22 protein-coding genes are annotated in these 24,166 nt (G+C 67.6%); 8 read left to right on the top strand and 14 right to left on the bottom strand.

Going from position 1 to position 24,166, the window contains the following annotated elements; genetic code table 11:
• Positions 1–12: 12 nt before the first annotated feature.
• A complete protein-coding gene (locus EEB19_RS11305; protein WP_187586231.1) occupies positions 13–579 on the bottom strand; it encodes an HdeD family acid-resistance protein in 567 nt (188 codons plus the stop codon).
• A gap of 31 nt (positions 580–610) precedes the next feature.
• Between EEB19_RS11305 and EEB19_RS11300 the strand changes: the two genes are divergently transcribed.
• Both EEB19_RS11300 and EEB19_RS11295 read left to right on the top strand, forming a co-directional pair.
• Positions 611–1,459 (top strand): acyl-CoA thioesterase domain-containing protein, encoded by an 849-nt coding sequence (locus EEB19_RS11300; protein WP_187586229.1) that lies wholly within the window; start codon positions 611–613, stop codon positions 1,457–1,459.
• Positions 1,460–1,538: 79 nt separating this feature from the next.
• Positions 1,539–2,612 carry a DUF4185 domain-containing protein gene (locus tag EEB19_RS11295; protein WP_187586227.1) on the top strand — a complete coding sequence of 358 codons (1,074 nt, stop codon included), beginning with the start codon at positions 1,539–1,541 and terminating at the stop codon, positions 2,610–2,612.
• Between the two features lie 111 nt (positions 2,613–2,723).
• Here the strand turns inward: EEB19_RS11295 and EEB19_RS11290 are convergent, their stop codons facing one another.
• The 3 genes from EEB19_RS11290 to EEB19_RS11280 all read right to left on the bottom strand — a co-directional run bounded on the left by EEB19_RS11290 (position 2,724) and on the right by EEB19_RS11280 (position 5,178).
• The gene (locus EEB19_RS11290; RefSeq protein WP_262365590.1) at positions 2,724–3,386 is read right to left on the bottom strand and encodes a DUF305 domain-containing protein; all 663 of its coding nucleotides are present in this window, start codon (positions 3,384–3,386) and stop codon (positions 2,724–2,726) included.
• 144 nt (positions 3,387–3,530) lie between these two features.
• Positions 3,531–3,953 (bottom strand): hypothetical protein, encoded by a 423-nt coding sequence (locus tag EEB19_RS11285; RefSeq protein ID WP_187586225.1) that lies wholly within the window; start codon positions 3,951–3,953, stop codon positions 3,531–3,533.
• A gap of 10 nt (positions 3,954–3,963) precedes the next feature.
• Positions 3,964–5,178, bottom strand: coding sequence for a phosphatase PAP2 family protein (locus EEB19_RS11280; RefSeq protein WP_262365608.1), 1,215 nt, complete (start codon positions 5,176–5,178; stop codon positions 3,964–3,966).
• Between the two features lie 186 nt (positions 5,179–5,364).
• On the opposite strand from EEB19_RS11280, the gene EEB19_RS11275 reads away from it, so the two are divergent.
• From EEB19_RS11275 to EEB19_RS11265, 3 genes are all read left to right on the top strand, one after another.
• On the top strand, positions 5,365–5,580 hold the full coding sequence (locus EEB19_RS11275) for a hypothetical protein (RefSeq protein WP_187586221.1): 216 nt from the start codon (positions 5,365–5,367) through the stop codon (positions 5,578–5,580).
• Between the two features lie 67 nt (positions 5,581–5,647).
• The gene (locus EEB19_RS11270) at positions 5,648–6,418 is read left to right on the top strand and encodes a deoxyribonuclease IV (RefSeq protein WP_187586219.1); all 771 of its coding nucleotides are present in this window, start codon (positions 5,648–5,650) and stop codon (positions 6,416–6,418) included.
• Between the two features lie 185 nt (positions 6,419–6,603).
• Positions 6,604–8,439, top strand: coding sequence for an acyl-CoA dehydrogenase (locus EEB19_RS11265; protein ID WP_187586217.1), 1,836 nt, complete (start codon positions 6,604–6,606; stop codon positions 8,437–8,439).
• 121 nt (positions 8,440–8,560) lie between these two features.
• Here EEB19_RS11265 and EEB19_RS11260 read toward each other — a convergent pair whose 3' ends face one another.
• From EEB19_RS11260 to EEB19_RS11250, 3 genes are all read right to left on the bottom strand, one after another.
• Positions 8,561–9,337: an SDR family NAD(P)-dependent oxidoreductase gene (locus tag EEB19_RS11260; RefSeq protein WP_187586215.1), complete on the bottom strand. Its 777-nt coding sequence runs from the start codon at positions 9,335–9,337 to the stop codon at positions 8,561–8,563.
• 86 nt (positions 9,338–9,423) lie between these two features.
• A complete protein-coding gene (locus EEB19_RS11255; RefSeq protein WP_262365589.1) occupies positions 9,424–11,112 on the bottom strand; it encodes a VanW family protein in 1,689 nt (562 codons plus the stop codon).
• Between the two features lie 248 nt (positions 11,113–11,360).
• Positions 11,361–12,656, bottom strand: a complete 1,296-nt coding sequence (locus tag EEB19_RS11250) for an acetyl-CoA C-acetyltransferase (protein ID WP_187586470.1) — start codon at positions 12,654–12,656, stop codon at positions 11,361–11,363.
• A 156-nt stretch (positions 12,657–12,812) separates the two neighbouring features.
• Between EEB19_RS11250 and EEB19_RS11245 the strand changes: the two genes are divergently transcribed.
• Together EEB19_RS11245 and EEB19_RS11240 are read left to right on the top strand one after the other, a co-directional pair.
• Positions 12,813–14,168, top strand: a complete 1,356-nt coding sequence (locus tag EEB19_RS11245; RefSeq protein ID WP_187586213.1) for a 3-oxoacyl-ACP reductase — start codon at positions 12,813–12,815, stop codon at positions 14,166–14,168.
• Complete coding sequence (locus tag EEB19_RS11240) at positions 14,168–15,118, top strand: MaoC/PaaZ C-terminal domain-containing protein (protein WP_187586211.1); 951 nt, start codon at positions 14,168–14,170, stop codon at positions 15,116–15,118. Before EEB19_RS11245 ends, EEB19_RS11240 begins: the two co-directional genes overlap by 1 nt.
• A gap of 83 nt (positions 15,119–15,201) precedes the next feature.
• Here EEB19_RS11240 and EEB19_RS11235 read toward each other — a convergent pair whose 3' ends face one another.
• The 7 genes from EEB19_RS11235 to EEB19_RS11205 form a co-directional block, all read right to left on the bottom strand.
• Positions 15,202–15,813 carry a DedA family protein gene (locus EEB19_RS11235; RefSeq protein WP_187586209.1) on the bottom strand — a complete coding sequence of 204 codons (612 nt, stop codon included), beginning with the start codon at positions 15,811–15,813 and terminating at the stop codon, positions 15,202–15,204.
• Between the two features lie 215 nt (positions 15,814–16,028).
• Positions 16,029–16,559 (bottom strand): acetyltransferase, encoded by a 531-nt coding sequence (locus EEB19_RS11230; RefSeq protein WP_187586207.1) that lies wholly within the window; start codon positions 16,557–16,559, stop codon positions 16,029–16,031.
• Between the two features lie 240 nt (positions 16,560–16,799).
• A complete protein-coding gene (locus tag EEB19_RS11225; protein WP_262365588.1) occupies positions 16,800–17,948 on the bottom strand; it encodes a hypothetical protein in 1,149 nt (382 codons plus the stop codon).
• A 27-nt stretch (positions 17,949–17,975) separates the two neighbouring features.
• On the bottom strand, positions 17,976–18,371 hold the full coding sequence (locus EEB19_RS11220; RefSeq protein ID WP_187586203.1) for a hypothetical protein: 396 nt from the start codon (positions 18,369–18,371) through the stop codon (positions 17,976–17,978).
• A 244-nt stretch (positions 18,372–18,615) separates the two neighbouring features.
• Entirely contained in the window at positions 18,616–19,230 is a 615-nt protein-coding gene (locus EEB19_RS11215; protein WP_187586201.1) for a TetR/AcrR family transcriptional regulator, read from the bottom strand.
• Positions 19,231–19,296: 66 nt separating this feature from the next.
• The gene (locus EEB19_RS11210; RefSeq protein WP_187586199.1) at positions 19,297–21,834 is read right to left on the bottom strand and encodes a helix-turn-helix transcriptional regulator; all 2,538 of its coding nucleotides are present in this window, start codon (positions 21,832–21,834) and stop codon (positions 19,297–19,299) included.
• Positions 21,831–23,576 (bottom strand): Hsp70 family protein, encoded by a 1,746-nt coding sequence (locus EEB19_RS11205; RefSeq protein ID WP_187586197.1) that lies wholly within the window; start codon positions 23,574–23,576, stop codon positions 21,831–21,833. Before EEB19_RS11205 ends, EEB19_RS11210 begins: the two co-directional genes overlap by 4 nt.
• A gap of 272 nt (positions 23,577–23,848) precedes the next feature.
• On the opposite strand from EEB19_RS11205, the gene EEB19_RS11200 reads away from it, so the two are divergent.
• Positions 23,849–24,166, top strand: a 318-nt coding sequence (locus tag EEB19_RS11200; protein ID WP_222929933.1) for an IniB N-terminal domain-containing protein, incomplete at its 3' end; no start/stop codon positions are given.

Genomic DNA, 24,166 nt, shown 5'->3' with positions numbered 1-24,166 from the left:
CGGCGTCACGCCTCAGACCGGCTGATCGACCTTCTTCGGCAGCGTGAACAGGGTGACGACGCTGACCACGATCAGCATGATCGCCGCCACCCACAGGAATGTCGCGAGGGCGAGGCCCGGGATGAACAGCATGACGATGCCGGCGATGATCGCGACCACCCCGGACAGCACCAGCAGCCACCGCGGGGTGTGGAGCGAGCCGGCAACCGCGTGCGACAGGTCCGCGACGCCCTGGAAGATCCAGCCGACGCCGATGAAGATGGCCAGGAACAGCAGCGACTCTTCCGGATTGAAGAGGGCGATGATTCCCGCGATCAGGATGAGGGCGCCGATGAGTCCGAGCACGAACCGCCAGCCACCGGAGAGCAGCGAGGACGCGAAAGCGGTGTACAGACGGAACAATCCGGCGACGATCAACGAGATTCCGAAGAGGACGCCGATCACGAACAGGGTCGCGGCCGGCCACACGAGCGCGATGATGCCCAGGACGATTCCGACGATGGAGGTCACGATCATCATCGAACGGACCGCGGCCACCAATTCGTCGGGAATCTGGCGTGCGTAATCTGCAATTGTCATGGACGAAGGTTATTACGACCGAGGGGGACACATGTCGTCGATCGCCTTTTTCTCGCGGGACGACGACCGCCTGATCCCGACGCGTTTCGCGGCCAGTCTCTGGGCACCGGGAACGCTGAACGGACCGGCCGTCTGCGCCGTCGCGGCCCGGGCCGCCGAGGAGGAGTTCAGCGCGGCCGGTTTCCGGCCCGCCCGCTTCACGATCGACCTGTTCAAGGTCGCTCGAGACGTCCCGACGAGCACCCGGGCGCGCCTGATCCGCGACGGCGGCCGGATCAAGGTGGTCGAGGTGGATGTCGTCCAGTCGAAGGACAATTCGGAGTCGGTGATCGTCGCCCGCAGCACCACCGTCTTCGTGAAGGAGAGCGACAACCCACCCGGCGAGCGATGGACGCGCCCCGTCGAGTCGATCCGGTTCCGGCCACCGGAGTCCGATCCCGACGACCACTACCCCTGGTACGGCGCAGCCGGTCCGGACGGCGAGATCATCTGGAGTCAGGACATGGGCTCCCACCAGGATGGCGGGCGCAAGTGGCTGTGGACACGCGCGGTGTCGACGGTCGCCGGCGAGGAACCGTCGGCGTTCGAACGGGCCGCGATCAGCGGGGAGTCGACCAGCCTGGTGTGCAACTGGGGCAGCGCCGGGATCGCGTTCATCAACTGCGATCTCACCGTCGCGTTGTCGCGGCTACCGGTCGGGTCACGGATCGGTGTCGAGGCGGCCGCCCATGTCGAGGTCGACGGGATCTCGACGAGCACGACCAATCTGTACGACGTGGACGGACAGTTCGGCGTCGGCATGGTGACCGGGGTGAACAACGCCGCCGCCACCATCGACTTCACCGCGGTCGACACCGGAGGCCGATACACCGAGGCGTGAGGAACCGGCCCGAGGCGAAACCGAACGATCGTCTCACGTCACGCGCCAATCACCGTGTGGTCTTGATAGGGTCACGCGCATGACGCGGCGCAACCGACGGTGGGGTATGGCGATGGCGGTCACCGCGCTCGCCACCGCACTCACCGCTGGACTGGCAACCCCGACGGCCGACGCGGCACCTGTGGCGGCCGGAAACGGCACCATCGTCGCGCGTCTCACCGGACCGGGCTCGATCAACGACACCATCGGCCGATACAACATCGTCGGCACCGACCTCGGCGTCCTGTGGGACAACGGGCACGGCGAGATCATGGCCGCCTTCGGCGACACCCAGTCGTTCAACGGCTGGTCGCTGCTCTACGGCGAACTCTGGTACTGGCGTTCCAATGTCCTGCTGCGCAGCCGCGACCGCAACCTTGCCGACGGCATGACGTTCACCGGACACGCAGGCCCGCCCGGACACGCCAAGCGTCTGCTCAAGCCGAACCTGCGTCGCGAGATCACGATCATCCCCACCGCCGGTGTCGCCGCGAACGGCAAGCAGTACATGAACGTGATGTCGGTGAAGCACTGGGGACAGCCCGGTGTCTGGTACACGAACTGGTCCGGCCTCGCCGCGTCGACAGACAACGGGCAGAACTGGCGGGCCGTCAACGCCTTCCGGCCCAACGGCGGCGGCAACGCGAAGTTCCAGATGGCCGCCTACCTGAAGGTCGGCCACACCGTCTACACCTACGGCACCTCCGACGGACGTTGGGGCGCAGTTTATCTCGCTCGTGTCGACGAGAAGGACATCGAGCACCTCGGCGAGTACGAGTACTTCTCCTACGGCCGGTGGGTGCGCAACAACCCGGACGCCGCCACCCCGGTGATGGGTGCGCCGACCGGCGAGTTGTCAGTCGCATGGAACGACTACCTCGGCAAGTACATCTCGCTCGGTACCAAGGACTCCGGTGTGGTGCTGCGGACCGCCGACAATCCGTGGGGCCCATGGACTTCCGGCGAGGTCGTCGTCCCGGCGAACAATCCCTACTCCGGCTACGCACCCTTCATCCATCCATGGTCGAAGGGCAACAACCTCTACTTCACGTACTCGATCTACACCGGCTATCAGGTCTACCTGATGCGCCTGCCGCTGCGTCGGCCCCAGTAGCCGGACCGCAGTAGACGGACCCCAGTAGTCGACCGCAGAAGACGGCCGCCGCAGACGAGCCGGGCGAACCTCGATGGCGCACGCCCGGCCCATCTGATCACTGCGCGGCGATCACTGTCCGAGCACTCTTCTCATCTCGTCGATCTCGGCCTGCTGGGAGTTCTTCACCTGTTCGGCCAATGCGCGCGACGGTCCGTCGATCCCGGAGGCGAGTTCGTCGTCGGCCATCTCGACGGCGCCCTCGTGATGGCCGATCATCCCCTCGAGCCACAGTCGGTCGAACTCCGCACCGCGGGCCGCCTGCAGGGCCGACATGTCCGATTCACTCATCATGCCCGACATGTCGTGTCCCGCATGGCCGTCGGCGGCACCGTCACCCGGAAGGCCGATCCCCCAGCCCGACAGGCGAGCAGTCATCTCGTCGATCTCCGGTTGCTGGGCGTCGGCGATCCGTGTCGCCAGATCGAGCACCGCGGGATCGGTGCTGCGTCCCTCGACGAGGCCGGCCATCTCGACCGCCTGCCGATGATGCGGGATCATCATCTGATTGAAGGTGATGTCGGCGGCGTTGTGGGAGGCCGACTCCGATGGTGCTGACTCCGATGGTGCGGACGCCGACGACGCAGGCGTCGAATGCGCACCACCGTGGTCCATCGATGTCGCCGATGTCGCCGGTTCCGACCTGGGGCCATCGGAGGTCGAGCACCCGCCGAGGATGACGGCTGCCGCCGAGGCCGAGACGGTGGCGTACAGGAACTTCTGTCGATTCTTCACACGTGATCCTTGTCGTTGAATGTGCTACGACAGTCACTGCTCGAGAAGGCAGTGCTGCGCAACCGCTCTGTCACATGGGCAGGCGGAGATGACGTCGACCGGATACCCACCGCGCTCAGCGCACGAGGGTCCGGTGAACGTCCATCAGCAGCGGATCACCTGGAGTTGCAGATGGGTCGGCATCGCCCACGGTGGTGGACGGCCGGCCCGCAATGAGCGCCCGACGCGGATCGAGCGCAGGAGCGGTGGGATCGGAAATCCCCAGGCCAGCACCAGGATGCCGAGGATGACGACGGCGGGTTCACCGGCCCGGATGAAGACGCACGCGTGGTCGTGCGGGTCGCAGTCGCCGGCACCGCCGATCGTGTCGCGATCGTCGAGGGCCTGCTGAACGGGGTGCATCGACGACTGGCTGTGCGACCCGGTCATCTCCTGGCCGGACGACTCGTGGCCGGTGGCGCAGTGCGCGACCACGGAGTGCATCACGAGGATCGCCATCGCCAACCCCAGGAGGAGCCCGGCGCCCGCGACGCCACGCATCAGCGGACGTACACGGGCCGAGGACATGGGGACGACCCTACCGGCCGGGTGCGGGCACTTCCGTGTCCGGTTCGGGCGCTTGCCGTTCGGGATCGTGCAGTTCGGGATCTAGGCGTTCGGGATTCGCGCCCTCCCGCTGTGCGCGCCGACGTTCCGCTCGCGGTGTCAGCCACCTCTTGTCGACGACGGTGGCGACCAGGATGACGAAGGCCGCGAGGCCCCAGCCGAGGATGATGTCGAAGACATAGTGTTCGGCCGTGTAGACGAGGGTGAACGCCATCGCGAGGGCGTATCCCATGAACAGTGTTTTACCCAGGGCCTTCACGCGCGGCCACATGAACAGGGCGAGCAGCATCGTCAGGCCCGCATGCAGGGACGGGATCGCGGCAACCAGGTTGGCCTTGCCCTGCCCGACCTCCACCAGCGTCGACGCCGCGTGGATGTTGAGGAAGTTCCAGCCGCGCGCAGAGATCCGCTCGACGTAGGGCTGTGCGTCCGGATTCGTCGGGGTGACCTCACCGAGGATTCCGCCGCCCGCGACCGCACCCTCGTACGCCATGCACTGCGGTTCGCGAGGATGGTCGACGACCTGTTCGGCGGTGCAGCGGGCGGCCGCCCACGGCGGTGCCGCGGGGACCAGGGTGTAGCCGACGAGCGCGAGGAAGGTGGTCGCGACGAAGCACGCCGCATAGCGTCGCCACGCCGAACGGTCCTTGAGCCACAGCACCGCGGCGACCGCATACGGCACGATGAAGTACGACATGTAGATGACGCTTGTGACGACCTCCCACCAGGGCGGCGACGCCTCCTTGAGGTGTTCCTGCAGCCACACCGTCGGGTTGACGCCGAACAGCCAGTGGTCGACGTCGGCGGCCAGATGCCACTGCGTCGGCATGTCCACGATGCGCGCGACGTCGCGGGTCCAGTCGTAGAGGATCAGGATCAGTGCGAACGGCAGCCAGTCGATGATCACACTGATCGCGCGGCGGCGGCCGATGGTCGCGGCGAGCATGCCCAGGCACAGCAGGACGATCAGCTGCGTGCGGTCGAAGGCCACACCGTTGACCGCGATCTCGTAGATCATGAACGCCGCCCACGCGGCGATGGCGATGCGGCGCACCATCGTCAGGTCGCGCCGGTTCACCGGCTCGGTGTCCGGGGCAGCGGCGGCCGAGATGTCGTCGAGGATCGGTTCGACGCCGTCGGCGGGAGCGTCGGAGGTGGTCGGTTCGTCGGGCACCCGGGAGTTCACCGTGTCGTCAATGCTCACCCGAGTTCCTGCCCACCCACGCCCGCGTCGGGGCACCCTGCACGTTCACCTGCCGTCAGCCTAGTGATCATTCCCCGTTGGGGGACCCGCAAACCGCCGGGCACCGGGTGAACAGTTGGGACAACACCTACGATGGTGATCGGTATCACACCCATGAAAGGAGTCTCGGTGCCCGACCGGTATCTGCGTTACGGCGACCAGCGCTACATCATCACCAAGGAAGCGGAACAGCGACTCAACCGCGCTCTCGACACCGTGTACGCAGAGGGCAGCAGGGGTCACGAGTGGCTCAGTCTCTATCACGGCAGCGACGCGCCCTGCCGCCTCCTCATCGCCACCGGGGTGCCGATCACCATCGAGACGGTGCCCGCGCTCGACGACTGAGGACCGCGACGACCGAAGGACAGCACTGTCGGACTGCACTGTCGGTCCGGGGCACTATCGTTGATCCATGCGCATCGGAGCACATCTGCGTGAGGACGCCGACCCCCTGTCCACCGCGAGCGATCTCGGCATCGACGTCTTCCAGATGTTCGTGACCGATCCGCAGAGCTGGAAGAAGCCGGAGGCCCGCGACGATGCGGCCGCGATCCGCGACTCCGAGATCGACGTCGTCGTCCACTCCAGCTATCAGATCAATGTCGCCAGCCTGAACAACCGGCTGCGGATGCCGTCGCGGAAGGCGGTCGAGCAGCAGGCGACCGCGGCCGCCGAACTCGGCGCCTTCGGCCTCGTCGTCCACGGCGGACACCTGCGCGACGGCGAGGACGCCAAGGAAGGATTCGCCAACTGGCGCAAGCTCTTCGACCGCCAGGTCGACAAGGGCGGGTTCGGCGTCCCGATCCTCATCGAGAACACCGCGGGCGGCGACCACGCCATGGCCCGGACCCTGGAGGCCATCGACCGTCTGTGGGAGTCGGTCGGCGACTTCGAGCAGGCCGGCTTCTGCCTGGACACCTGCCACGCCTGGGCCGGCGGCGAGGATCTCGTCGGCCTCGTCGAGCGCGTCAAGGGCATCACCGGGCGGATCGATCTGGTGCACCTGAACAACTCGCGTGACGAGTTCGACTCCGGTCGCGACCGGCACGCCAATCTCTCCGACGGGCACATCGATCCCGAGGTCCTCGTCGCGGTGGCCGCCGCGGCCGATGCCCCGGTCATCCTCGAGACCCCCGCCGAGGGCATCCCGACGGATCTCGCCTACCTGCGAGAAGCCCTGTAGACACGCCCTCTCCGGCTCTTCCGCAGGCCGTCTGCCACGCCTGCCCACCTCGGTCGACGCAGATCACAGACCGATCAATTGCTCTGTACCCCGGATGGCGCTATCCTGTAGTTACCGGCGAGTAACTTACTCTCGCGCCAAGGACTCGTAGCCCACCCAGACCTGTCAGAGAAGGAAGTTTTTCCATGGGCCATTACAAGAGCAACATGCGTGACCTGCACTTCAACCTGTTCGAGTTGTTCCAACTCGACAAGGTCCTGGAAGACGGGGACTTCGGCGACCTCGATCACGAGACCGCCGTCGACATGCTCCGCGAGGTCAAGAGCCTGGCCGAGGGACCGATCGCCGAGTCGTTCACCGACGCCGATCGCAACCCGCCCGTCTTCGACCCGGAGACCCACAGCGTCGCCATCCCGAAGAGCTTCGCTGCCTCCTACAACGCCCTCGTCGAGGGCGGCTGGGACAAGATCGGCATCGACGAGGAGCTCGGTGGCCTGCCCGCCCCGCGTTCGCTGTACTGGGCCATCGGCGAGATGATCCTCGGTGCCAATCCCCCGGTCTTCATGTACGCGGCCGGCTCGGGCTTCGCCAACATCTTCTTCAACAACGGTACCGACGAGCAGAAGAAGTGGGCCGCCATCTGCTCCGAACGCGGTTGGGGCGCAACGATGGTGCTCACCGAGCCGGACGCCGGCTCCGACGTGGGCGCCGCGCGCACCAAGGCCGTCAAGCAGGAGGACGGCACCTGGCACATCGACGGCGTGAAGCGGTTCATCACCTCCGCCGACCAGGACATGACCGAGAACATCTTCCACCTGGTGCTGGCCCGCCCCGAGGGCGCGAAGCCGGGCACCAAGGGCCTGTCGCTGTTCTTCGTGCCGAAGTTCCACTTCGACCACGAGACCGGCGAACTGGGCGAGCGCAACGGCGTCTTCGTCACCAACGTCGAGCACAAGATGGGCATCAAGGCATCGGCCACCTGTGAGCTCAGCTTCGGTCAGCACGGCACCCCTGCCGTCGGCTGGCTCGTCGGCGAGGTCCACGACGGCATCGCGCAGATGTTCGATGTCATCGAGCACGCCCGGATGATGGTGGGCACCAAGGCGATCTCCACGCTGTCGACCGGTTACCTCAACGCCCTCGACTACGCCAAGGAGCGTGTCCAGGGTGCCGACCTGACGCAGATGACCGACAAGACCGCACCGCGTGTGACGATCACCCATCACCCGGATGTGCGTCGTTCGCTGATGACCCAGAAGGCCTACGCCGAGGGTCTGCGTGCCGTGTACCTCTACACCGCATCGCATCAGGACGCCGTCGCCGCCCAGATCGTCTCCGGCGCCGACGCCGAGATGGCCCACAAGGTCAACGACCTCCTGCTGCCGATCGTCAAGGGTGTCGGTTCCGAGCGCGCCTACGGCATCCTCGGTCACGAGTCGCTGCAGACGCTGGGCGGTTCGGGCTTCCTGCAGGACTACCCGATCGAGCAGTACATCCGCGACTCCAAGATCGACTCGCTGTACGAGGGCACCACGGCCATCCAGGCGCAGGACTTCTTCTTCCGCAAGATCATCCGCGACAAGGGCCAGGCTTTCGCCCACGTCGCCGGGCAGATCCAGAAGTTCCTCGACACCGAGGCCGGCAACGGCCGCCTGAAGGCGGAGCGTGCGCTGCTGAAGACCGCGATGGACGACGTGCAGGCGATGACCGCCACACTCACCGGGTATCTGATGAACGCCCAGGAGAACCCTGCCGAGCTGTACAAGGTCGGCCTCGGATCAGTGCGGTTCCTGCTCTCCGTCGGCGACCTGATGATCGGCTGGCTGCTGCTGCGTCAGGCCGAGATCGCGCTCGCCGCACTCGATGCGGGCGTGTCGTCGGAGGACAAGTCGTTCTACGAGGGCAAGATCGCCGTCGCGAGCTTCTTCGCCAAGTCGATGCTCCCGCAGCTGACCGCGATCCGCGCCACCGTCGAGAACCTCGACGCCGACATCATGGAGGTCGACGAAGCGGTCTTCTGACCCGCACGGCGTACCGACCCTGAAAGTTCTTCCCCCGGTTCTGTTTTCCTCCGCCAGTTGCACAAGGCGGAGGAACGCAGAGCCGGGGGGAGAACTGTTTTCGGACTGTTCTCGGCGACTGTTACTTCGGAGGCATCCGGATGCCGCCGTCGACGCGGATCACCTCGGCGTTCATGTACGAGTTGGTGACCAGTTCGACGACCATCGATGCCAGTTCGTCCGGCTTACCGAGACGATGCGGGAACAGCACGGACTCGCCGAGCTTCGCCTTGAACGCCTCTGCGGCCTCACCCTCGCCATAGATCGGGGTGTCGATCAGGCCGGGCGCGATGGTGTTGACACGCACGCCGACGGCGGCGAGGTCGCGGGCGACCGGCAGGGTCATGCCGACGACACCACCCTTCGACGACGAGTACGACGCCTGGCCGATCTGACCGTCGAACGCCGCCACGCTGGCCATGTTGACGATGGCGCCGCGCTCGCCGGACTCCAGCGGCTCGTTGCGGCTCATCGCGGTGGCGGCGAGACGGATGAAGTCGAAGGTGCCGACGAGGTTGATCGCGATGACCTTCTTGTAGGCATCGAGATTGTGGGCGGAGGCGAACTCGCCGTCCTTGCCGATCGTGCGCTGCGCCCAACCGATACCGGCCGAGTTCACCAGGGCCCGCAGCGGACCGAGCTCGCCGGCGGCGTTGATGGCCGCCTCGATCTGAGCGGTGTCGGTGACGTCGACGGGCACGAAGATGCCGCCGACCTCCTTGGCCAGCTCCTCCCCCTTGTCGGCCTGCAGGTCGGCGACGACGACCTTGGCCCCCTTGGCCGCCAGCTGGCGAACCGACGCCGCACCGATCCCGGATGCGCCGCCCGTGACAATTGCACTTGCTCCATTGATATCCACGTTCCGGAGCCTATCGAGCGTTCTATCGCTCGGTCCAGAGGGGACCGGACCGGGATCGACGAGATCGGGATCAGACCAGATCGGGATCAGACGCAGGACACCTTCGGTTCCGGGTCGTACTTCACGGTCCGGGTGTGGCGGCCGATCTCGGCGCCGGTTCGGACGTCGGTGATGATCCGGGTGTTCGAGGTGGTGAAGCCGCGGCTGCCGCTCGACGCGATGCAGTTGTCGCCCTTCGGGAACTTGAGCGACGGCGGATCGGTGAACGCCGACCGGTCGCCCGTGATCGACTGCACCTCGCGCGTCTTGGTCCCCCAAAGCCGCACCGTCACGCCCGACGGCGACCATCCGGTCTCGATGAAGATGCCCGTGCGGGAGTTGTTGCGGAACTTCAGGTCGATGGCACCTTCGAACACCGTCGCCTCACGCGCCTCGGGATAGCGGGAGATGTAGTAGCTGTGCTCGGTGTGGTCGACGTCCTCGAGGCCGGCGAAGTAGGCGGCGTTGTAGAGCGTCGTCGCGAATTGGGAGATGCCACCGCCGACGGCCTTCTCGGCATGTCCGTGATCGATGATCGTCGACGTCACGTACCCCTGGGCGCTACCCCGCGGCCCCGTGTGGGTGTTGAGCGAGAACGTCGCTCCGGGTTTCACGAGCGCACCGTCGACCTCCTGCGCGACGAGGCGGATGTTCTCCCCCGACGCGCTGCTGAAACCAGAGGTGCTGAACTCGCTGACGACCTCGCGGATGCCGAGCTTGTTCGCGGCCGCGGTGTCCAGGCGCGGCTTGACCGGCTCGTAGGCGACCTCGACGACACGCGCGTCTGAGGCGTCGGCGCCGGTGGCCACGGACGTCGCCGAGTCGAATGTCTTCTCCCAGTCGACCCGGGAGCCGTCACGCGACCCGACCACCGTCGGCCTTCCCGACGACACGCTGATCGTCGCCTCGACGGGTGCACGTTCGGTCCGGGCCAGGCGTGGACCGAGGAGCGCAATGCCACGCTTCTGGTCGATCACCGGGCGGAGCCCACCGTTGCCGTCGGGGCCGAACGTCAGGATCGAACCGAGCTGCGCCGGCTCGACGCGGACGGTCGTGGGTCGCGTTCCGCGGAACGTCAGCGGCCCGGCGACCGCGCGGGTGGCGGCGCCGGCCACGGTCTGTCGCACGACGTCGGCGGAGACGGTGGGCGAGAAATCCTCCAGCGGAAGAGAGACCGGTGTGGCGTAGAGCCATCGTTGCGCCAGCGTCGCCGTCGCGGCGTCGCGGGCCACCCGCTTGCCGGCCGCCGGGAGGTCGGCGACCGGGGTGGCACCGACGTAGTGGACACCGCCTTCGACGGCGGCCTTCTCCAGCGTGGGACGGTGCTCATCGAGCGTGGCGTCGACGGCCGCACGGTTCACCTGCACGACCGGCTCGACGGTCCGCGAGACCCCGAAGAGGCCGAGCACACGGGTGACGGGGTTGCGGGGCTGCTCCATCAGTCGTTCTAGTGTCGCGTCGCGGTCGAAGGTCAGCCCGAGCGCGTCCGGTGGCACGGTCACGGTGCCGGTCGAGGTGGCCAGCGCGACCCGCCGGGTGGCGCGGTCGGCGAGGTCGTCGAGGACGGACTGCGCCTGCGCGTCGTCGAGGTGTCCGGCCGGGATGCCGGCGACGACGACACCGCGCGCCGTGGAGCCCTTGGTCAGGATGAGATCGGTGGCCAGCGCGATGCCGGCGAGTGCGAGAACTCCGACGACGATGCGCACCACCGCACGCACGGCCGGGTATCTGCTCACGTCACAACCATAAGGGGCGCTGGAAAAGAAGGCGCCCCGACCGAGCTGCCGGGTCGGGGGTCTGGCAGCTCAGCCGGAGCTACTCGTATATCTACGCTATTTCGCGTCGCGTTACATCTTTCCGCGAACAATTTTCCGGGGAGTGTGACCGGATTGTTGCGCAACGGCCCCGACCCGGGTGGTGGGATCGATCCATTCACCGCAGGTCAGGGCCGTTGTTTATCGATTTGAGATGTCTAAATAACGATTTAGCCTTCGATGATCGCCGTCACACCCTGTCCACCTGCCGCGCAGATGGAGACCAGCGCCCGACCGCCGCCGTTCGCCTTGATCGTCTTGGCCGCCTGCGCCACGATCCGACCGCCGGTCGCCGCGAAGGGATGTCCCGCGGCCAGCGACGAACCGTGGACGTTGAGTTTCGCCCGGTCGATGGCACCGAGTGCGTTGTCGAGGCCGAGACGCTCCTTGCAGTACTCCTCGGACTCCCACGCGGCCAGGGTCGCCAACACGACCGAGGCGAACGCCTCGTGGATCTCGTAGAAGTCGAAGTCCTGCAGGGTGAGTCCGTTGCGCTCGAGCAGGCGCGGCACGGCGTACGTCGGCGCCATGAGGAGTCCGTCGGGCCCGTTGACGTAGTCGACGGCGGCGGTCTCGCTGTCGACGAGATAGGCCTGCACGGGCAGCCCCTTCTCGTCGGCCCACTCGTCGCTGGCCAACAGCACGGTCGACGCGCCGTCGGTGAGCGGGGTCGAGTTGCCTGCGGTCATCGTCGCGTCACCGAGCGAGACACCGAAAACCGGCTTGAGCTTGGCCAGCTTCTCGACCGACGAATCGGCACGCAGGTTCTCGTCGCGGGTCAGCCCGAGGAACGGCGTGATCAGATCGTCGAAGAACCCGGAGTCGTAGGCGGCGGCCATGTTCTGATGGCTCGCCGCGGCGAGGGCGTCCTGGTCGGCGCGCTTGACGCCGAACTCCTTCGCGGTGATCGCGGCGTGCTCACCCATCGACATGCCGGTGCGCGGCTCGCCGTTGCGCGGGATCTCGATGCCGAGCTTCGGCAGCAGCCTGGCCGCGGCCAGCAGCTGATCCTTGGTGCTGCGGGCCCGATTGACCTGCAGCATCTGCCGACGCATCGACTCCGAGACACCGATCGGGGCGTCGGAGGTGGTGTCGACGCCACCGCCGACGGCGACGTCGTAACGGCCCGACGCGACACCGTCGGCGACCGCGACGATGGCCTGCAGGCCGGTGCCGCACGCCTGCTGGATGTCGAAGGCGGGCGTGTACGGCGACAGGGCCGATCCGAGGACACATTCACGGATGAGATTGAAATCACGCGAGTGCTTGAGCACCGCGCCGCCGGCGACCATGCCGAGGCGCTCGCCCTGCAGGTTGAAGCGGCTCACCAGGCCGTCGAGGGCGGCGGTGAACATCTCTTGGTTGCTGACCTCGGCGTAGGACTTGTCCTGGCGGGCGAACGGGATTCGGTTGCCGCCGAGGATCGCGACCGGACGCAGGGTGCGGGTCTTGGGTTGCTGAGCCACTTCGATCTCCCAGGGGGTGTAGTTCGATGTCTGTACGCTATTCTTACTCATGAGTAAGTTAGTTGTCGAACGTCGCTCGGCGTGAGCGTCGTCGCACACCTGCTTCCCACCTCGACCTGCCGTCGAAGACACCGTTGAAGACAGAGGAGATCTCCCGTGGCAGCCACTGGCCTGTATTCGAACTTCGTCCACTCCGCGCCCGGTTCGTTCATCGCGAAGCAGGCGGGGCTCCCGGTCCCGCCGACGCTGCGTCGTTACAAGCCGTCCGAGCCCGCTCTGCCCGGCCCCGTGCTGCTCGGCGGCAGCGGCCGGATCGTCGAGCCGCTGCGCGAGATCCTGTCGACCCCCGACTACGACGTCATCCAGAACGCGACGACCGGCCGCAGCGCGGACAAGTACGGCGCGCTGGTGTTCGACGCGACCGGCATCACCTCATCCGGCGAACTGCGGCAACTGTTCGAGTTCTTCCAGCCCAACATGCGGTCACTCGCGCCGTGCGCCCGGCTGCTCGTCATCGGCACCACGCCCGAGCTGGTGAAGGAGCCGAACGAGCACATCGCGCAGCGCGCACTGGAGGGTTTCACCCGCTCGGTCGGCAAGGAGTTGCAGAAGGGCGCGACCGTGCAGCTCGTCTACGTCTCCCCCGAGGCGAAAACCGGCCTGACGGGCCTGGAGTCGACGATCCGTTTCGTGCTGTCGGCGAAGTCGGCGTTCGTCGACGCGCAGGTGATCCGCGTCGGTGAGGCCGACGCCACGGCACCCGCCGACTGGGACAAGCCACTGGCGGGCAAGGTCGCCGTGGTGACCGGCGCCGCGCGCGGTATCGGCGCCACGATCGCCGAGGTGCTCGCCCGCGACGGTGCCCACGTGATCGCCGCCGACGTCCCGCAGGCAGGCGAGGCCCTGTCGGAGACCGCGAACCGGATCAAGGGCACCGCGTTCCCGCTCGACGTCACCGCCGACGACGCAGGCACCAAGCTCGCCGACCACGCGCTCGAGCGCCACGGCGGCATCGACATCATCGTCAACAACGCCGGCATCACCCGCGACAAGCTGCTCGCGAACATGGACGACGCCCGCTGGGACGCGGTCATCGGTGTCAACCTCATCGCACCGCAGCGACTGGTCGACGACCTGCTGGCCAAGGGTGCGCTGAGGGAGGGCGGCGCAGTCATCGACGTGTCGTCGATCGCGGGCATCGCCGGCAACCGCGGCCAGACCAACTACGGCGCCTCCAAGGCGGGCGTGATCGGACTCGTGGACACCTACGCGCCGATCCTCGGTGAGAAGGGCATCACCATCAACGCGGTGGCCCCGGGCTTCATCGAGACCAAGATGACCGCCGCGATCCCGCTCGCCACACGTGAGGCCGGACGCCTGATGAGTTCGCTGCAGCAGGGTGGCCAGACCGTCGACGTCGCAGAAACCGTTGCGTACTTTGCCAGCCCGGCGTCGAGCGCCATCACCGGCAACGTGGTCCGCGTGTGCGGCCAGGGATTCCTGGGTGCGTGATGGGTAAGACGATCACACTGCAGGGCGCTCCGGGCACCGCCGAGGTGTATTCCAAGGCCGTCGGCGCGATGCTGCCGGTCATCGGGAAGCCGGCGAGGGTGCGAGCCGACGCCACGATCCCCGACCGCAACTACCGACTCGAGAACGTCCGGGTGGACGCCGACAAGCTGCATGCCTACACGCGGGTCACCGGCCAGCGCTTCGGCGCGACGCTGCCGCTCACCTATCCGTTCGTGCTGCAGTTCCCGCTCGCCATGAAGGTCATGACCGACAACGACTTCCCGTTCGGGGCCGTCGGTTCGGTCCATGTGGAGAACAGCATCCATCGGCTCCGCCCGATCGGTATCGACGAGCCGTTGACTATCGACACGCACGCGGAGAACCTGCGCGAGCACCGCAAGGGCCTGCTGATCGACATGGTCTCGCAGATCAGTGTCGGTTCCGAGTTGGTGACCACCCAGGTGGCGACGTTCCTCAAGCAGCAGCGGACGAGCCTGTCCGACGAGCCGCGCGGACCGGAGCCGAAGCAGACCACCCCGCCGCCACCGGATTCCGTGTTGTCGGTGGATCTGGGTCGCATCCGGCAGTACGCGGAGGCCTCCGGTGACCGCAACCCCATTCACATGAGCAACCTGTCTGCCAAGGCATTCGGCTTCCCGAAGGCCATCGCACACGGGATGTGGAGTGCGGCAGCCGCGGTCGCCAACGTCGAGGCCCAGCTCCCCGACGACGTCACCTACTCGGTGCGTTTCGGCAAGCCGATCCTGTTGCCGGCGAAGGTGAATCTCTACACCAGGCGGATCGATGGTGCCGGCGCAGCGAGCGGGCCGAGTGCGTCCGGCGCCGGAAGCGCAGCGAGCGGGCCGAGTGCGTCCGGCAGCTTCGACATCTCGATCCTCAACCGTCGCAAGGGTTATCCGCATCTGACGGCGACCACCCGCGGAGCCTGAGCGCGGAGCCTGAGTTCTTCCGCCCGAATCGTGTTCGTCCCCCGGCTGCGGCCGGGGGACGAATGCGTTTGTGGGGGAAGAACTCAGGCGTGTCGTCGCTGCTGCCACCACCGCCACAGGTACCAGCCGCCGGCCACCAGCACGACCGCGACGCCCGCGTAGAGCAGCAAGGTCGCGCCCAGCGCCGCGCCGGCGAAGTATCCGACGAGCAGCACCGTGGTCGCCCAGGTGATGGCACCGATGGCGTCGGCGATGCCGAATCGGAGTGGCCGCATCCGGGTCATCCCTGCCACCGGCGGCACGAGCGTACGCACATATCCGATCCACCGACCGGTTGCCACGGCGACCATGCCGTCGTGGTCGATGCGCTCTTCGGCAGACTTCCACCGATGCTCACCGAATCGTCGGCCCGCTCGCGACGCCTTCACCCGATGACCGGAGCTGCGCCCGATCCAGTAGCCGGTGGCGTCACCCGCTATCGCGCACACACAGACGGCGACGGCGAGGGCGCCGACCGACGTCGGGCCGACGGCCGCGGCGACACCCGCCGCCAACAGGACGGCTTCACTGGGCAGGATCAGACCGAGGATCAGGGTCGAGGTCTCCGCGTAGACCACCGCGCACGCAACGAGATACACCGCCCAGGAGGGCACCGACCGAACCACCTCGACGAGCCAGTCGGCGATTGTGTGCACGGATCAGAGGTTACCGGGCTGAGTTCTTGCGCCTGATGTCACTACGTGCGCTACTGCCTGCACCTCAAGTGGTCAACGCGGGATTCGGCGACCGGTGCAGGAGTTCGGCTCCGGCACACCAGTTCAGCCCGCGAGATAGCCGACGAGGATTCCGGCAGCGAATCCGATGATCGGATAGGTCACGAGCACCGACACCTTTCCGGTGAAGTAGGTCCTCACACTGCGCCAGTCGATTGAGTTGTCACCTTGAGCCAACTCTCCTCCATGTCTTTGATCTCGTAGTCTGCGCTGTCCCAATCACTGACCGCAGCTGTTGCCGTCAGGATCGACAACATCGAGTCGCCTGCAGTTGTCACATAGGCAAGCTGAGAACGACGAACACGCAGTTCTGCCTCACCAGCGTGGTACGTCCCCTCGTCAACGCTGAGACGTCCGTCTGGCGTGACCGCGTGACTCAGGATCGTGCCTCCATCCAAGGCGCCGATGTCGAAACCGGTGTCGATCTCAGCGAGATCGATCACGTCGGTCGCACCGAGGTCGAAGTACTGGATGGCCACGTTGGGCACGAACCTCGGGATCGGATCGACCGAACGTAGGAGCACCCTGCTCGCCATCGCGTCATGAGCTGACCGGGAATCCAGGTCGTACCAGGCGGCGGGTGGAGCGAAGTCCAGTAATTCCGTTGTTGCACAGAGTGTCACCGTGCAGCCGTAGCGAGCGATCGCGTATTCGGTTGCCGCTATCATGATGCGCGTCCTATCGTGCCCGTCACTGCGACAGCGCGTTTCCGCTCACCAGACCGATAACAAAAGCTGCGATCGTCGGGCTGCAGATCAGCGGCGTGAATATCATAAAGCCCAAGGTGCCGTCCGACAGCGAAGAAGACAATGACCGCTTCGAGGAGGCTTGCGCACTCCACGATGTGGACGCTGAATCGGCACGATGCCGAGCCTGATGCTCGTTCTCGCCGGACTCACGGGGTCGCATCAATCGAACCATCCTTTCACGACCTTGGCCGCATCGGAACCGGCCTTGCTGCCGATGGCGGCGCCGATACCGGCGCCGATCGCCGTACCTACTGGACCCGCAAATGACCCGACCACCGCCCCTGCGGCGGCGCCACCGAGCGCGCCCCCCGCGAGCGCACCGCCGACTGCAGCGGTCGCGTCCCCACCGTCTTGTTCGCCGCGATCGTACTTACTCCATTCGTCGAAGACGGTCACGCCTGCACCAAGCACAAATGACCCGCGGGCCATCGTTTTCCCCAGTGTGTTCAGTCGAGAGATGTCGTCAGCACTCATTCCGGCCTGACCGACTGACCGGCGGGGCCTACTATAGGCATCCGCGATGTCTTCTCCGCGTCGCTGTGCAGCCGCGATTGCCGCGGTCACCGCTGGGCTCGTCATATCACTGTTCCCAGGGTCCGCCCCCAGCGCGTTCTTGATATACGCAAGCCTCGACGGGTCGATGTCGACCGGCTGGCCGGCCTGGAGTTTGGCAAGCTGGTCAGGCGTCAGGCTCATTGCCCGAGCAAACCGTCCCTTCTGCTCCGGTGTGGCCGTGCCGTTGCGAATGGCCTCGCTGTCACCAGCGGCGAGCGCCGGGTCGATCGCTCCCCTGTTCACCGCGATAGATGAGGGCGTGATTCCCCCGATCTCCGAGAGCGCGGATACGACTGAGTTCCTGACATTCGTCACAGCGGTATCCGCAGCAGCTCCAAGATTGTGCAGAGCGGTCTGATGTTCGTACGCTGTGCCGGCGTCGTACTCGGCGCCATCCGGCGCGCGGCTGGGCTGGAAACTCACGGTGTAGCTCCGGCTACCCCGATCCAGGATGTATCCGTCGGCATCGGCGAGGGTCGTTCGATTCGCCAGTGCGGTCATTGCCCCACGGATGTCGGGCGCCCCGGCGTTGAGCGCTGCGGCCAGATCGCCGTATTCGTCGGCCACTTCCTTCAGCCATCGCGTGATACCGGCGGCCCGATTGTCGGCGGGCCCACGTGCTTGACCCGCCCACTGCGCAGCAGTCAAGTTGAGCACAGGGTTACCGGCCCGGGGTGCTTCGATCTCAAGGTGCGCCTGGATCTTCATCACGCCGTTTGCGATGGAGGTCAAGACGTCGGGATTCCACGCCATGACCTCGTTGTAGCTGGGTGGCATACGCTACTTCACCGAAAGCAAGACATCGATCGGAACCGTACGGTCAGTCTGCTGGCCCTGGCGAGCGGGGAAGGGGACGGCATCACGCAGCTTGCCCGCACTTTGCTCATCGGTGTCGACAGTGGTGTTCTTGACGCCGACGACCAACTCGGAAAACGCCGAGACCGTTCCCGACGCGTTGCCCAGGGACGCAGAGATCTGCTGATCCGCGGTCGTTGCGACGACCGACATATCGTTCGTCGCCCCTGTGAATTGTCCCGCCAGCTGACTGAAAGTCGCCGTGGTCCCTTCCAGGCCCGCGTACGAGGTGAGTTCCTGCGCCATCAGCCGCGATGCACAACGAGATATCTCCGTCGCCGCTGCACCAACTGCAGATGGGTCGACCACCAATTCCGACATCGTTCCCCCGATCGCTCGATCTCCTGAATATGGCAGGGGTGCAAATCTGTCAAATCCGGCAGACGTTCAGATGAATATGCGGAGAAAGTCGTGGCGTTCCGCGGAACGTCATGCGATTCGACCACCGCAGCAGCCGGCCGACAGCCACCTCATCGGTCGGCAGCCACCTTCGCGGCTCCGAAGGTGGCTCCTGACAGATGAGGTGCGTGTCGTCACCGACGTCGACGACCGCGCCGCGTCGGACTCACTCGACCGGCATGTCCGCGGTGCCGACACCCTTCAGGCCGCGCCACGTGATGCCGACGAGCAGGTCGGTCGCGGTCTCGAGGTCGACGTCGCCCTCGGTGATGCGGTCGGCGACGGCCTCGCCCGCGCCGACGAGTGCGACGGCGGTGAGTTCGAAGTCGATGTCACGCGCGCCCTCGACGGTGGTGCCCGCGCGGATGAGTTCGGTGACCATCTCGGTGACGCGCTTGCGGCTGTCGGTCACGAAGTGGGCGAACGTCTGGGTGCCGACGGCGACGCGGTACAGGACCTTCCACGACTGCCGGTGTTCGTCGACGAACCGCAGGAACTCCTTGACGACGGTGCGGGCCTGCTCGCGCTGGCGTAGCGACGGGTCGAAGCCGACGCTCATCGCATCGATGAACCGGCCGGACTCACGCTCGATGCACGCGCTGAACAGTTCGTCCTTGGAACCGTAGTAGAGGTAGAGCATCGGTTTGCTGATCTCGGCCTCGGCCGCGATCGCATCCATCGACGCCTCACGGAAGCCGTTTTCGGAGAAGACCTTGACGGCGGCGTCGAGCATCTGCTGTTCCCGCACCGCGCGGGGCAGCCGTTTCGTACCGCCGGCCATCGTCACTCCTTCGCCGATCGTCGCACCACGGTCGTGGCGTTCGAATCATCTTACCGTGCGGTAAGTTCATTGGTACCCGGCGGCGCGAATTGCGGCGAGGAGCTCGGACCGCGACCCGGCATCGAGTCGGCGGCGGATGCGTGCGACGTGGTGCTCGACGGTCTTGGCGGAGATGTACAGTCGCTCGCCGATCTCACGATAGGTGAATCCGGCAAGCAGCTCGCGCGCGACCTCCGCCTCACGCTCGGTGAGCGGGCCGTCGACGTCGTTGTTCAGCCCACCCGCAACCGTCCGGCCCACGTTCGCCGGGCGATCCGGGCCCACCGACCGGGCCGTTCGCAAGAGGCTCGTCGCGACGGCCGTGTCGTCGGCGCGCAGGGCGGCGTCGGCCGCGAGTCGTCCGGCATCTCCACGCAGTCCGACGGCCTCGAGGCCTGCGACGGCGGCGGTGATGCGTTGCGTGGACACCGAGGGCTGCCCGGCACCGCCGACATCCGCGCCCACCGCCACCGAGACCGCCGCTGCCTCGCTCAACGCCGCCACGAATCGGGTGGCCCCCGCCTGCGCCGACATCGCTGCCAGGTCACCCGCGCGGGATCGTGCACCGGTCAGATCACCGGCCAACAGTCCGGCGCGGACCGCGTACCAGGTCCACAGTGGCCGCCACACCGCACGGTCGTCGAGCCGGTCGAGGAGGGCGTCGACGGCCGCGACGTGTCGGGCGACCCGTGCGGCGTCCCCGATCCGGGCGGCGGCCAGCCACAGTTCACCGAGGAGGGCGACGTCGGCCAGGCCGATCTCGACCGACACGATCAGCGGGACGGCCTGACGCCAGGTCGTCGCCAGCCCGGCCATGTCGCCGGTTCGTCCGGCGACGCCCAGTGCGATCGCCAGCCGGCGGAGGCGGGCGGCGGGCACGGTCGACGGGGACTCGGCGGCGATCGCCGCGGCGGCCGCGTCCAGGTCCCCGGCGTGGAGCGCCGACCACGCGTCGGCGAGCGCGCAGTCGGGGTCGTCGGTGTCTGCCCAGATCAGGTCCCTGAGCGAAGCCGCGGCGATCTGATCACCGCACTGCACGGCGAGCGCGAACGAGGTCCAGCCCAGCTCCCTCAACCGTGTGGGGTCGCCGACCGACGACCATGCGCGAATCAGCTCCTCGACTGCCGGCTCGACGTCGGCCGACAACATCGCGGCGATGGCGGCGTCCTCGGCGAAGCGCGAAGCCGTCGGTGCTCGTCGTCCCGGCTGCCCGAACGTCGTTGCGCCGGCGCGATCGCCGACGGCGAGCAGCGCGTCGACCGCGGCGACCCGATGGCCGGCGACGAGGTCCGGGCCGAGCCACCGGAACAAGTCGGCTGCCTGGGTGTGACGTCCGGTGGCGCGGGCGACGGCAGCCGCGACGGCGAGCGCATCGGCAGCGCGGTCGGTGGGCGTGGTGATGTCGGCGATGAGGTCGTCGACGAGTCGCGCCGCACCGGGGAGATCCCCGGCGTCGAGCGCGAGTCGTGCGCGCGCCGGCCGCAGCCAGGCGGCGTCGCCACCGGCCGCCTCTGCGGCCTCGAGCAGTGTCGCGGCGCGAGCGGGTTCGGACTCTCGCGCCGCAGCACACAGGGTTTCGACGACGACCGGATCGACTATGCCGGCGCCGACGGCGCGCAGCGCATCGTCGACGGTCGGCGCACCGGAGCGCAGGCGAACCTGCACGGCGCGGCGTCGAAGGTCGTGGAGTCGTTCCGGACCGATGACGTCGCACAGGGATTCGGCTGCGACGGCCGGGAAGACGTCGGCGCCGCCGAGGAATCCGCTGCCGCGGGCACGGTCGAGCGCAATGGCCGCATCGTCGGCGGTGATCTCGAGCGTCGCAGCCACCGACACCGGGTCGAGCGCGGCGCGCGACGACGCCAGCGCGAGCACCGACAAGGTGTCGTCGTCGAGGGTTCGGAACACCCGATGTCGGTGATCGCGGGCGACACTCTCGGCGATGGAGATCGGATCCCGCACCGGCCGAACAGGTCCGGCAAGGTCACCGACATCACTACCGACGTCGAGGCCGTCGTCGCCGGCCTCGACGTCGCCCGAGGCGATGATGGCGAGGACATCGTCGATCACGGCCGAGGCGCCGGAACATCGGCGACGAATGTGCGAGGCGGTCGTCGCGTCGAGCGAGAGTCCTTGCGCAGCAGCACGATCGATCACTGCGCCGGTCGACATCGGACGGCGAAGCAGGTCGGCGCCGCTGCGGCGGGCGCGGGCGATGAGACCGGCGATCGCGGGATCACGGTCGCGGTTCTCGGTCGCGCCGACGACGCCCGCCGTTCCGTCGTCGAGTCGCCGGACAAGGGTGTCGAGCAGTTCGACCGGCCACATGTGCAGGTCGTCGGCGACGACGATCGGCCGGCGCGATCCGTCCACATCCGGCGTCAGATCGTCGGCCGGTACTCCGACGATGACACGAACACCGTTGTCACGCAGAAGTTCTGCCACGGAGCGCAGGATGGCTGATCGTCCGGTTCCGGGCGGCCCGACGACGAGGGCGCAGTCGAGAGCGGCCCCGCGGACGCCGACGTCCCGGACGATCCTGGCGAGGGCTGATCGGTCGGTCACCGGCAGAGGATGCCCGCGACTCCGCAGACCGTGTCGCCGGTACCTTCGAGCACGCGGCCCGGCAGCTGGGTGACGCCACCGCCCGAACCGCCACCGTTGCCTCCCCCACCGTTGCCGCCCCCGTTACCGCCGCCGCCCGAGGACTCGGGGAACTCCGGTGGCGGGTTGTTCGTCGAGGGCGCAGGCGGATTCGACGACCCGGGATTCGACGGCGCCGGATTCGCCGGTGCTGGATTCGCCGGCGCCGGACTCTGCGATCCCGGATTCGCCGGTGACGGATTCTGGGTGGCCGGCGCTTGCGCGCGGGAGTTCGGCGCAACCGGATTCTGGTTCACGGGAGCCTGATTCGTCGGCGCACCCTGCGGCGTTCCGACGGGACGCTGCGTCTGGACGGGTGCCGCGCCTGCGGTCGTGCCGGTCGCGGTCGTGGCCCCGGTCGTCCCCGCTGTTGTCAGTGGCCTCTCCGATGTGGCGGCGCCGGCCGGCGCCGGGGTGACGGGGTCGGCGGCCGGACCGATCAGCCCGGTCCCGACGGACAGCCCGGTGGCGGTGATCGCCGCCAGGACAAGGGTTCCGGCGCCGATGAGCATTCCGCGACGACCGCGGCCGAGTCGGGGTGCGGGTTCGTCGGCGGTGAGGGACGGTGCCGGGATGACCTCGCGCACCGGCGGCTGGGCGGGCAGCACCGCCGTCGACTCGGTCGCGCCGGCGCCCACCGGCAGCAGGTCGGTCGCTGGTTCAGCGACACCACGGGTGGCGAGCAACGCGGCACCCGCGGCCGCCGCCGAGAGCGGCTCCGGGTCGAGCAGAACAGGCAGTCGCAGGGTGGTCGACAGCAGCTCGGTGACGAGCGGGATCGACGCACCACCGCCGGTCGCCACGATCGCGGTGACCTGATCGGGTGTGACGTCGGCGGCGATCAGCGCCTCGCGGATGAGCGACGCCGATTCCAGGATCGGTGCCCGCAGGAGATTCTCCGCGTCCTCGCGGACGAGTCGCGCCTCGGTGTGATGCTCACCGACGGCGACGTCGACCACCGCGTCGGTGTCGACGGACAGGGTTTCCTTCGCCGCGCGACACCGTTCCCGCAGTTCGGCGAGGTCGTCGATGACCGATGGGTCGTCGTGGGCGATGGTGGCCAGCCCGCCGGAGACTCCGGTGACGTCGAGGAGGTCTGCGAGGATGAGCCGGTCGAACTCGCGGCCGCTGATCGCCGACGACGCGAGGGGCCGGCCGACGATCTCCGGGACCTCCCCCGCCCGGACCACGGTGGCGGTCAGTGTGGACGCGCCGAGGTCGTAGGCGACGAGGGTCGCACCGTCGGGAAATGCGCCGTGGGAGTGCTCTGCGGCGGCGACGGCTGCGGACGACGTCGCCGCCCAGCCGATCGTCAGTCCGGTGAGGCCGTCGCAGCCGTGCAGGGCGTCGCGGGCCTCGTCGACGGCGGCAGCAGACCAGGTGTCCGGATGCAGCACGGTCAGGCGGGCATCCGACAGGTCGCCGAGGTCGGCGCGGACCGCGTCGACCATGGCGTCCACCGCCTCGGCGTAGACGTCTGCCGCAGGTACCGGGTCGCCGTTGTCGTCGACGATGCCGACCGGGTCGCCGACGCGGTCGATGAAGTCGTCACGGCCCACGAGTTCGACCGTCGATCGTCGGACGGTGGTCTCCCAGGCGTCCGCGGAGGCCGCAGACGCGACACAGTTGTCGGCCCCGATGGTCACGCCGATCCCGAGCGTCATCGCCTCACTCCTGTCTGCACCGCACGGCATCCATGCGGCGCGCTTGTTGAGTGTGTCGTGTGCGGGGACCTGGCCGTTAGCGGTCCAGACCAAGTAGGGGGCCGATCCCCGACCCGTCCCCCATGCGCGCGCGGCACCCCGGGGATCGACGCCCCGGCGTAGGGGGAACCGGCGAACTAGGGCTTTTCCCCGATGTCGGTCGGCCTGCCGGTGCCTAGCGTCGACACCATCACGGGATCGACCCGATCTCGCCCGACGAGGAGACGACTCGCATGAGCACCAACGCCATCCTGGACTTCATTCTCGGCCTGTTGCGCGACGAGCAGTCGATCAACGCCTACTGCCGCAACCCGGAGGCGACCCTCGCCGCGGCCGGCCTGCACGGGGTCAGCCCCGCTGACATCTCGGCGGCCGCGCCGCTGGTCGCCGACGCCGGCCTGGTGTCGGCGGGAGCCGGCGCAGGGCTGGGTGCCATCGCCGGTGCCGGCGGAGGTCTCGCCGGCGGTATCGGTGCAGGTGGCGCCGGTGGCGGTGTCATCGGCGGCGGCGCAGGCGGGGGTGTCGTCGGCGGGGGTGTCGCTGGTGGCGGT

This window comes from Gordonia sp. OPL2, from assembly GCF_003797825.1.
In the GTDB taxonomy this organism is placed as follows: domain Bacteria; phylum Actinomycetota; class Actinomycetes; order Mycobacteriales; family Mycobacteriaceae; genus Gordonia.
This window is presented reverse-complemented; position numbering and strand designations above follow the sequence as displayed.